This window comes from Psychroserpens sp. XS_ASV72, assembly GCF_041224425.1.
In the GTDB taxonomy this organism is placed as follows: domain Bacteria; phylum Bacteroidota; class Bacteroidia; order Flavobacteriales; family Flavobacteriaceae; genus Psychroserpens.
Genome location: NZ_JBGFGL010000085.1, coordinates 290,808 through 301,867 on the forward strand (window position 1 = coordinate 290,808; position 11,060 = coordinate 301,867).

Genomic DNA, 11,060 nt, shown 5'->3' on the forward strand with positions numbered 1-11,060 from the left:
TATGAACAAATGGATTTATGTATTGCTGATTTGCACTTTTTTTTCATGTAAGGAAGAGGCAAAAAAGAGTGTTGAAGAACCAAAACAGGATTTAAAATCACTTGCTGGGTTTAAAGAGGTTAAGGATATTCAATTATATGGCGGATCATTATATCGCCTCGAAAGTTATCCTTCTAAATTTATAAAATCAAGACCTGTGGATGTCTGGTTGCCTAAAAATTATTCTGAAGATTATAACTATGCAGTCGTTTATATGCATGACGGTCAAATGTTGTTTGATGCATCACAAACATGGAATAAGCAAGAGTGGGAAGTCGATGAATGGGCTACTAAGTTAGTAGGTGAAGATCTTGTAAAGGATTTTATTGTAGTTGGGATTCATAACATTTCTGACATAAGATGGTTTGATCTATTTCCAGAAAATGCAATTAATTATTTATCTAAAGAGGAACAGGAAAGTTTAGCAGATTACAACGGAAAGTCCGATTACGAATTACAGGGAAACAACTATTTGAATTTCCTGGTTAAGGAATTGAAACCACTAATAGATAAAACCTTTTCTGTGTCTACCGATAAATCTAACACATTTGTAATGGGTTCTAGTATGGGCGGACTGATGTCGATGTATGCTGTTTCTGAATATCCAGACGTTTTTGGTGGAGCTGCTTGTATTTCAACACACTGGGTTGGTGCTAAGCCTGGAGATATAAATCCACTTCCAGAAGCTATTTTTAAATATATGGAAGATCATTTACCTAAAGCTGGTCAGCACAAACTGTATTTCGATTATGGGAATCAAACCTTAGATCAATATTATCCACAATATGCACCAAGAGTCGATGCTATTCTTGAAGCAAAAGGGTATACAAAAGCCGATGCTGTGAACTTGTTTTTTGAAGGTAAAGACCATTCTGAAAACTCATGGAATCAAAGATTGAATAAACCTCTTGTATTCTTACTAGATAAATAATCAATGAAAAAAATAGGATTCATAGTAATTGGGTTTTTGCTGCTTCAAAATATAGTGGCACAAAACACCAAGCGTATTTATCAATCACATATTGAGGAAAACGGACTATTTCAGGTCATTACAAATGATGGAAAATACGTATTTGAATTCTATTCACCAGAAATTCTAGAAACTTCTTTCATACCTAATGGGGAAACTGATCAACAACAATCTCATGCTGTAGTACTTCAGCCAAAAAATGTAAAAACCGATTATTCTTATAAAGCAGATGTTATTACTTATGGTTCTTCTGGGATTTCGGTTCAAATTAAAACAGAACCTTTTCAGATTAGCTATTCCTATCGAGGAAAACCATTGATATCAGAAAAAAGAGGCTACTTCAAGAGTGCGCACCAACCTATGGATATGGTTAGAGGAAACATTGTAGCCGATAGTACCATGAAAATGGAGTTCAATCTTACAAAAAATGAAGTTTTATATGGAGGTGGTGCTCGAGCTTTAGGAATGAATCGTAGAGGCTATCGCTTACCGTTGTTCAATAGAGCACATTATGGCTATGAAACACATAGTGAGTTAATGAATTACACTCTACCCATTGTACTTTCTTCTAATAAATATCTGATCCATTTTGATAATGCACCAATTGGATACTTAGATTTGGATAGTAAAAAAGATAATACCTTAACTTATGAGACGATTTCAGGTAGATCTACTTACCAAATCATTGCTGCTGAATCTTGGTACGATATTGTTGATAGTTATACAGATTTAACGGGGAAACAACCTATGCTACCTCGTTGGGCACTTGGGAACTTCTCTAGTCGATTTGGATATCATTCACAAAAAGAAACCCTTGAGACCATTGAAAAATTTAAGGAAGAAGAAATTCCTGTTGATGCAATTATCTTAGATTTGTATTGGTTCGGAAACGATATAAAAGGGACAATGGGTAATTTGGAATTTTTAAAAGATTCTTTCCCTAATCCGAAACAAATGGTAAAGGATTTACGCACTCAGAATGTGGAAACCATTTTAATTACAGAGCCATTTATTTTATCAACTTCCAATAGATGGAATGAAGCCGTTGAAGCAGATATCCTAGCTAAGGACACCATCGGAAATCCTGCGAGATATGATTTTTATTTCGGTAATACAGGAATCATAGATATTTATAGTGATAAGGGAAATTCTTGGTTTAAAAATATCTATAAAGATTTATCACAACTAGGTGTTACAGGATTTTGGGGTGATTTAGGTGAACCAGAAGTACATCCTAATTGGGTACAACATGCAACGGGATCTGCACCTGAAGTACATAACATCTATGGGCATGATTGGGCAAAATTAGTTAAGGAAGCAAGTTTGGATTCGAAGCCAAACCAACGACCATTTATTTTGATGCGTGCAGGTTATTCAGGTTCTCAACGTTACGGAATGGTGCCTTGGTCTGGTGATGTCAATCGAACTTGGGGCGGATTGCAGTCGCAACCAGAAATTGCCCTTCAAATGGGCATGCAAGGCTTGTCTTATATGCATAGCGACCTAGGAGGTTTTGCTGGAGCAAATCTCGATGATGAACTGTATGTTAGATGGCTTCAATATGGAGTGTTTCAACCTATTTATCGTCCGCATGCACAAGAAGATGTTGCGAGTGAGCCTGTTTTTAGAAGTGACTATGCCAAAATGTTGGCGAAGCAAGCTATAGAGTTACGTTATCGATTATTGCCATATAATTACAATCTTATGTTCCTGAACAATCAGTTAGGAATGCCTTTGATGCGACCATTGTTTTTCGAAGAAGCAGATAACAAGAGTTTAGTAGGTTATTCCACAACATATTTATGGGGAAAGGATATTTTGGTCTCGCCTGTTTTGGAAGCTGGTAAAACAAACCAAAAGATGTATTTTCCTAAAGGACAGAAATGGTTTGATTTTTATACGGATGAAACTGTTGATGGTGGACAAACTAAAACCGTTCAACTTCATGAGAATTCTATTCCTACCTATGTAAGAGCTGGTGCTTTTATTCCGATGGCAAAACCAATGCAAAGTACGAAAGATTATGATGGAGATATCCTCGAGATTCATTATTATTTTGATGACACTGTTCTTGAAAGTTCACGCAAATTTTACAATGATGATGGCCTAACGGTTGAGGCTCATGAGAAAGGTCGTTTTGAAATCTTAGAGTTTGAAGCCGAACTTGAAAAACGTCATCTAGAAATTGAACTGGAAGCAGAAATAGGATATGACTATTCAAAATCATCTAAATCTGTTGATCTGGTCATACACAACATTGAGAGCCAACCTAAACGAATCAAAGTTGGAAAAGACAAAATCAATGGAACTTACGATTCTAACAAAAAAACTTTGAGCTTGAACTTTATTTGGGATACTTCAGAAGAGAAAGAGATCAAAATAAAACTCAATAAATAGTCTAAATGAAACAGCTTAGAATTGCCATATCAATACTTATGTTCATCTGTTTCTTTGGATGTAAAGATGAAGTGCAAAACGTTCAAGAACCTATTAAACGAAATGCAGAAATGAAGAAAAAAGCAGTAGTATATCAAGTCTTTACACGTTTGTTTGGTAACACCAATACAACCAATAAACCTTGGGGAACTATTGAAGAAAATGGTATAGGAAAGTTTAATGATTTTACCGATAAGGCCTTATCTGAAATCAAAAATTTAGGTGTGACTCATATTTGGTATACTGGTGTTCCACATCACGATGTCATTACAGATTATACGCAATATGGAATCTCAAATGATGATCCCGATGTGGTCAAAGGACGAGCAGGTTCACCTTATGCGGTCAAGGATTATTATAATGTCAATCCAGATTTAGCAGTGAATGTCGATAAACGATTGGAGGAATTTGAAGCTTTAATCGAACGTTCGCATAGTGCAGGTTTAAAAGTCATAATCGATATTGTGCCTAATCATGTCGCCCGAAATTACAAGAGTTTAACCAATCCTGAAGGAACTACCGATTTTGGTGCTGAAGATGACACGTCGCTTACTTATGCTGTCAACAATAACTTTTATTACAATCCAGGAGAAGCATTTAAGGTGCCAGAATGGCGACATGGTTACCAGCCTTTAGGAGGAGAAAACCATCCTATGGCTGATGGTGAATTTGATGAAAATCCAGCGAAATGGACAGGCAACGGTTCTCGTGCTTCACAGCCTGATATGAACGATTGGTACGAAACGGTTAAAGTCAATTATGGGATTTCTCCTGACGGAAAAAAGGATTTTGCTAAATTACCTGATACATATGAAAATGAATCCTGCACTTCCCACTATGAGTTTTGGAAAGATAAAACCGTTCCGAGCTCATGGATAAAGTTTAAGGATATTGCTTTGTATTGGCTTGAAAAGGGTGTGGATGGATTCCGTTATGATATGGCTGAAATGGTTCCTGTCGAGTTTTGGAGTTATATGAATTCCCATATCAAAATGAAAAATCCTGAGGCTTTTCTCTTGGCTGAGGTTTACAATCCCAGTTTATATCGCGATTACATCAAGAAAGGTAAAATGGATTACCTCTATGACAAAGTACAACTCTATGATACCCTAAAACATGTGATGCAAGGTCACGGAAAGACCGATAATCTACCTCCAATTTTTGAAGAGCTTTCAGATATTGAACATCACATGCTCCACTTTTTGGAAAATCATGACGAACAACGTATTGCCAGTCCAGATTTTGCTGGTGATGCTCTTAAAGGTAAACCAGCCATGGTGGTTTCTGCAACAGCTACTACGAGTCCGACGATGGTATATTTCGGACAGGAATTTGGTGAGCCAGGAGCTGAAGATCTAGGCTATGGTGATCCAACACGCACCTCTATTTTTGATTATGGTTCGGTACCGAGTCTAGTTCGCTGGGTCAATGACAAAAAGTTTGATGGCGGACAATCAACTAAAGCAGAATTGGAACTTCGCGATTTCTACAAACGTTTGTTGAACTTTACTATTAACAGTTCTGCTTTAATGGGTGAGTACCAAGATATTCACCTTTTTAATCAACAACACACAGAATGGTACAATGACAAAGTGTTGTCTTTTGTGCGTTGGTCGGAAGAAGAGCAATTGATTATAGTTTCAAATTTTGATACTGAAGGCACTTTCGGATTTGAACTACAGTTGCCAGAAGAGGTGGTTTCTAAGCTACAATTGAAAGATGGCAGTTATGATGTTGAAGACCAATTGTATCATAATTATTCCTCAAAACTAAAAGTTGCGGATGGAAAAGCTCAAATGCGTATCGATATAAAACCATTAGAATCATTCATACTTAAAATAAAGTAATCATGAAAAAAAGTATCCTCACCATTTTTATCATAACGGCATTTTTTAGTTGTAAAGACAATAAAAATAAAGATGAAATTAAAGAGATTCCTGAAGAAGCCATGGTCTTTTCACCTATTTCAACTAGTGATATGGAAAACGCTATCATTTATGAAGCTAATATTCGTCAATATTCACCAGAAGGAACTTTTCAGGAATTCACTAAAGACATACCTCAATTAAAAACATTGGGTGTTAAAATAATTTGGTTGATGCCTGTTTTTCCTATTTCAGAAACAAAACGAAAAGCAACAGGTGGAACAGATAGTAAGTTTGCTTCTGATTTCCCCGAAGAAGAACAAGCAAAATATTTAGGAAGTTATTATGCCGTGTCCGATTTCACAAAGATAAATCCAGAGTTTGGAACCATTGAAGACTTTAGGGCTTTGGTACGAACAGCTCATGATAATGGTATCTATGTTATTCTAGATTGGGTGCCAAATCATACAGGTTGGGATCATGAATGGATTAAAAACCATCCAGAGTATTACACCCAAAATGAAGCTGGTGAAATTATTCATCCTGAAGGAACAGATTGGACAGATGTTGCCGATCTTAATTATGACAATCAACATATGAGGAAAGAAATGATTGACGATATGCTGTATTGGATTACTCAAGAAGATGTTGATGGTTTTAGATGCGATGTTGCAGGTTCGGTACCTATGAATTTTTGGGAGAAGGCGATTCCAACGTTAAGAAATAAGAAAGATATCTTCATGTTAGCAGAAGCATGGGAGCCAGAACTTCTCAAAGAAAATTTATTCGATATGGCTTATGGTTGGGAAGGTCACCACCTAATGAACGATATGGCAAAAGGCGAAAAGAACATAAAGGATTTTGATACCTACATTCAAAAAGTGTCTAAAGATTATGCCAGTGATGACATCCTAATGAACTTTATAACCAACCATGATGAAAACTCCTGGAATGGAACCATTAAGGAACGAATGTCTGATAAAAAAGACCTCTTTACAGCATTGTATTATACCATGCCTGGAATGCCTCTTATTTATAGCGGACAAGAATATGATCTAGACCACAGGCTGAAGTTTTTCGAAAAGGACTCCATTCCAAAATCAAAAGGCAATTATTTTGATTTATTAAGGAGATTGGGCGAGCTTAAAAATACAAATGATGCTTTAAATGGTGGAAAAAATGCAGCATCATTTAAACTCATAGAATCTAAAGAGCACATTTTAATGTTTAGTCGAAGTAAAAATGGAAATACCGTTTATTTCGTTGGAAATTTTTCAGATGATGCCGATAATATTTCAATGCCTGAAGGTACCTTTAAAGATTTTATGTCGGAAGAAAAAATAGAGCTCAACGGAGATGCTTTCAAAATTGAGCCTTGGGAATACAAAATTTTAATACAGCAATAATATGTATCGACACCTATTTGTGATTTTACTGGCAACTATGATGTTGAATTGTAAATCAAAGGACAATACTCAAAATACAAAACAAGATACTCCTTTTGTTTGGGAAGGTGCTAACGTTTATTTTCTGTTGACCGACCGTTTCAATAATGGAGATACATCTAATGATGTCAATTTTGATAGAACTAAGGAAACAGGAAAATTACGTGGCTTTGAAGGTGGTGATTTAAAAGGAGTTACTCAAAAGGTCAAAGAAGGTTATTTTACCGATTTAGGAATCAATGCCATTTGGATGACACCAGTTGTAGAACAAATTCATGGTGGAACAGATGAAGGTACAGGTGTTACCTATGGATTTCATGGCTATTGGACAAAAGATTGGACACGTATTGATCCCAACTATGGAACAAAAGAGGATTTACATGAACTTGTACAAGAGGCTCATAAAAGAGGTATTCGTATTCTTTTGGACGCAGTTATTAATCATACTGGACCTGTAACCGATAAAGATCCTGTGTGGCCTGAAGAATGGGTTCGAACCGATAAACAGTGTAGCTATGACAATTATGAAAATACAGTAAGTTGTACATTGGTTGCTAATTTACCAGATATTAGAACTGAAAGCAATGAGGATGTAGATTTGCCACCACAATTGGTTGAAAAATGGAAAGCAGAAGGTAGATATGAGCAAGAAGTTGCAGAATTGGATGCATTTTTTGAACGTACGGGTCATCCAAGAGCACCGCGTTTTTACATCATGAAATGGCTAACCGACTATATTACTGAATTTGGAGTTGACGGTTACAGATGTGATACTGTAAAACATACTGAACCTTACGTTTGGGAGGAGTTTAAGAAAGAATGTAATTATGCTTTTGAATCTTACAAAAAAGACAATGCTGATAAAATTTTAGACGACAACGATTTTTATCTTGTTGGTGAAGTTTATAATTACGGGATAAGTGGTGGAAAAATGTTTGATTATGGTGATAAAAAAGTGAATTATTATGATAACATGTTTACGGCACAAATCAACTTCGAATTTAAATGGAATGCGAAAGACAACAATTATCAAAACTTATTTAGTAGGTATTCTGGAATTTTAAACAATGAATTGAAAGATTTTGGAGTGCTAAACTATTTGAGTTCCCATGATGATGGAAGTCCTTTTGACGCCAAACGAGTCAAACCTTATGAATCCGCTAATAAACTCCTATTGTCTCCTGGAACATCTCAAGTGTATTATGGGGATGAATCGGCTCGGTCTTTGGTTGTTGAAGGCACAAATGGAGATGCTACCTTACGTTCGTTTATGAATTGGAGCGCCATCAAAAATGATGCTAAGACGAAGTCTGTTTTAGAGCATTGGCAAAAATTGGGTAACTTTAGAGAACAGCATCCTGCGATAGGTGCAGGTGTGCACACATTGTTATCAGCAAAACCATATTATTTTTCTAGAACCTATAGTAAAGGAGATTTTGTAGACCAAGTCGTTATTGGTTTAGATGTAAACAAGGGAACTAAAACCCTTGATGTGTCAAAAGTATTTAAAAACGAAACACTATTGCATGATGCCTATTCTGGAAAATCAGCAGTTGTAGAGAATGGCAAGGTGTCATTTGATACTGAGTTTAATATGTTATTATTAGAAAAAAGATAAGTATGAAATTTAAATACATATTACTGCTCTTAAGTATAGCAATCTGTTCTTGCTCAAAAGAAGAAGCTCAAATTCTTCAGGTGACGTCACCAAACTCTGAAGTTGTTATAAACTTCAATGTGAGTAGAAGCGGGAAACCATTTTATACGGTTAATTTCAAAAATAAAGTAGTAGTTGATACCTCCTATTTAGGATTTGATTTCAAGGATGTTGAGGATTTTAGTGAAAACTTCAACATAAAAAACACCTCTACAAGAAGTTTTAATGAAACGTGGCAAATGCCTTGGGGAGAACAGCTGGATGTTGTCAATAATTATAATGAACTAAAGATAGAACTTGAGGAAAATAAAGACTCTCCACGTTTAATGAATCTCGTTTTTAAAGTGTATGACGATGGAATAGGTTTCAGATATGAATTCCCTGAACAAGACCACTTTAAAGGAGAAGTTTTTATCAATGATGAACATACAGAATTCAATCTTAATGAAGATTACAAAACTTTTTGGATTCCTGGCGATTGGGATATATATGAACACCTTTATAACACCACGAAACTATCTAAAATTGATGCTAAAAAATATGAAAACCATAAAGACTTAGCACAAACCGATATTCCTGAAAATGCTGTCAATACGCCTGTGACTATGGTCGGCAGTAATGGTTTGCACTTAAGTTTTCATGAAGCAGCTTTGGTAGATTATTCAGGAATGACTTTAATGGTTGATACCGATAATCTAGACTTAAAAAGTAATTTGGTTGGATCTAGAAATACAGATTATAAAGTCAAAAATACAGTGCCGTTTCATACGCCTTGGAGAACCATTCAAATTACGGATAATGCGCCTGATTTAATTGAATCTAATTTGATTGTGAATCTTAATGAGCCAAACAAATTGGGAGACGTATCATGGTTTACACCTATGAAATACACAGGTGTTTGGTGGGAAATGCATTTAGGAAAATCCTCATGGGATTATGGGATGACACAAAACATGAATACATGGACCGATACTGGAGGAGCACATGGTAAACATGGTGCCACTACTGAAAATGTGAAACGATTTATTGATTTTTCTTCAAAAAATAGTATTGGAGGTGTACTGGTCGAAGGCTGGAATATAGGTTGGGAACATTGGATCGGTTTTGAAGATCGTGAAGGTGTTTTTGATTTTGTGACACCTTATCCAGATTATGATTTAAATGAGGTCGTTCGCTATGGAAAGGAAAAAGGGGTGCAAATTATTATGCATCATGAAACTTCTGCAGCAACTGAAACCTATACGAAGCAACAAGATACCGCCTTTGCTCTTATGAAGAGTTTAGGTATCCATTCAGTCAAAACAGGATATGTTGGGAAAATCTTACCTAAAGGCGAATTCCATCATGGTCAGTATATGGTGAACCACTACAATAGCACTGTTGAAAAGGCAGCAACGTATGAAGTAGCCATAAACGCTCATGAACCAATCAAGGCTACGGGATTAAGACGAACTTATCCAAATACAATTTCAAGAGAGGGATTACGTGGACAAGAATTTAATGCATGGGCAAGTGATGGAGGAAATCCTCCTGAACATCTTCCTATTGTAGCTTTTACAAGAATGCTGGCTGGACCAATTGACTTTACACCAGGAATTTTTAATATAAAATTTGACGAGTACAAAAAGAATAATCAGGTCAATACGACATTGGCACAACAACTGGCACTTTACGTCGTAATTTATAGTCCGATTCAAATGGCAGCAGATTTAGTAGAACATTACGAGGCTAATCCAGAGCCACTTCAATTCATAAAAGAAGTAGGTGTAGATTGGCAAACTACTAAAGTTCTAAATGGGGAAGTTGGTGATTATGTGACTATTGCACGAAAAGAGCGTCAAACAGATAATTGGTTTTTAGGAACAATTACCGATGAGAATGCGAGAAACATTACCATAGATTTTGACTTTTTAGATGATAATCAAGAATATGAGGCTACAATCTATAAAGATGGTGATGAAGCTCATTGGGATAAAAACCCGTTGGATATTAAAATCGAAAAGATGACAATTAATAAAAGCTCCAAACTAACACTTGAACTTGCCGAAGGAGGAGGTGCTGCGATAAGTTTAATTAAAATGTAGGATTATGAAACAGTTTTTTTATGTTGTTGCTTTTATGTGTACAACAATGCTATACGCTCAAGTAGGTATTGGCACAAATACACCTTTGAGTACGTTGGACTTGAATGGAAACTTATCGGTTAAACATGTTGCACTTACTGGTGCTGCAGCGCCAACACTTATTGATGATGGTGTATATATTTCGTTGATTCCAACTGCAAATGATCAAGAGTTTCAACTACCTGACCCGAGATCTTATCCTGGTAGAGTGTATATTATTAGAAATGTCCAAGATACCATTAATGCCGATGTAACAATTGATCCCACAGCACTTGCCGCTGGTGTTTTATTTTTTGCTGGAGATAGTAGCACAGGTTATGCTGGACCCGTTGATATGGATACTGCCATTGGTGGAGGAAACCGAACAAAAACCCTTATTTTTATAAGTGATGGCTCTAATTGGACCTATGGTATTTTAGGGTTTTAGTTGTCTTCAATTTTACTCATTCCTATTCAACCTTTGTAACATTTTTTACGTAAGTAAGTCTAAGTATTACCGACTTAACTTTTAATTCGTAAATTTAT

7 protein-coding genes are annotated in these 11,060 nt (G+C 36.0%); all 7 read left to right on the forward strand.

Translation table 11 applies throughout. The features are described 5' to 3' along the window. Window position 1 precedes the first annotated feature (1 nt). From AB9K26_RS14885 to AB9K26_RS14915, 7 genes are read left to right on the forward strand one after another with little or no spacing between them, the layout of a single operon-like run. Entirely contained in the window at window positions 2-970 is a 969-nt protein-coding gene (locus tag AB9K26_RS14885; protein WP_369973365.1) for an alpha/beta hydrolase, read from the forward strand. 3 nt (window positions 971-973) lie between these two features. Next, window positions 974-3,406 (forward strand): TIM-barrel domain-containing protein, encoded by a 2,433-nt coding sequence (locus AB9K26_RS14890; protein ID WP_369973366.1) that lies wholly within the window; start codon window positions 974-976, stop codon window positions 3,404-3,406. A gap of 5 nt (window positions 3,407-3,411) precedes the next feature. Next, a complete protein-coding gene (locus AB9K26_RS14895; protein ID WP_369973367.1) occupies window positions 3,412-5,292 on the forward strand; it encodes an alpha-amylase family glycosyl hydrolase in 1,881 nt (626 codons plus the stop codon). A 2-nt stretch (window positions 5,293-5,294) separates the two neighbouring features. Beyond that, a complete protein-coding gene (locus AB9K26_RS14900) occupies window positions 5,295-6,716 on the forward strand; it encodes an alpha-amylase family glycosyl hydrolase (protein WP_369973368.1) in 1,422 nt (473 codons plus the stop codon). 1 nt (window position 6,717) lies between these two features. Then, window positions 6,718-8,373, forward strand: a complete 1,656-nt coding sequence (locus AB9K26_RS14905; protein ID WP_369973369.1) for an alpha-amylase family glycosyl hydrolase — start codon at window positions 6,718-6,720, stop codon at window positions 8,371-8,373. 2 nt (window positions 8,374-8,375) lie between these two features. Beyond that, complete coding sequence (locus AB9K26_RS14910) at window positions 8,376-10,496, forward strand: glycoside hydrolase family 97 protein (RefSeq protein WP_369973370.1); 2,121 nt, start codon at window positions 8,376-8,378, stop codon at window positions 10,494-10,496. A 4-nt stretch (window positions 10,497-10,500) separates the two neighbouring features. Further along, window positions 10,501-10,962 carry a hypothetical protein gene (locus AB9K26_RS14915; protein WP_369973371.1) on the forward strand — a complete coding sequence of 154 codons (462 nt, stop codon included), beginning with the start codon at window positions 10,501-10,503 and terminating at the stop codon, window positions 10,960-10,962. Window positions 10,963-11,060: the final 98 nt, after the last annotated feature.

Excerpts from the sequence above, each read along its gene's own strand:
- AB9K26_RS14905 (WP_369973369.1), top strand. The coding sequence starts at position 6,718 with ATGTATCGACACCTATTTGTGATTTTACTGGCAACTATGATGTTGAAT.
- AB9K26_RS14910 (WP_369973370.1), top strand. The coding sequence starts at position 8,376 with ATGAAATTTAAATACATATTACTGCTCTTAAGTATAGCAATCTGTTCT.
- AB9K26_RS14890 (WP_369973366.1), top strand. The coding sequence starts at position 974 with ATGAAAAAAATAGGATTCATAGTAATTGGGTTTTTGCTGCTTCAAAAT.
- AB9K26_RS14915 (WP_369973371.1), top strand. The coding sequence starts at position 10,501 with ATGAAACAGTTTTTTTATGTTGTTGCTTTTATGTGTACAACAATGCTA.
- AB9K26_RS14900 (WP_369973368.1), top strand. The coding sequence starts at position 5,295 with ATGAAAAAAAGTATCCTCACCATTTTTATCATAACGGCATTTTTTAGT.
- AB9K26_RS14885 (WP_369973365.1), top strand. The coding sequence starts at position 2 with ATGAACAAATGGATTTATGTATTGCTGATTTGCACTTTTTTTTCATGT.
- AB9K26_RS14895 (WP_369973367.1), top strand. The coding sequence starts at position 3,412 with ATGAAACAGCTTAGAATTGCCATATCAATACTTATGTTCATCTGTTTC.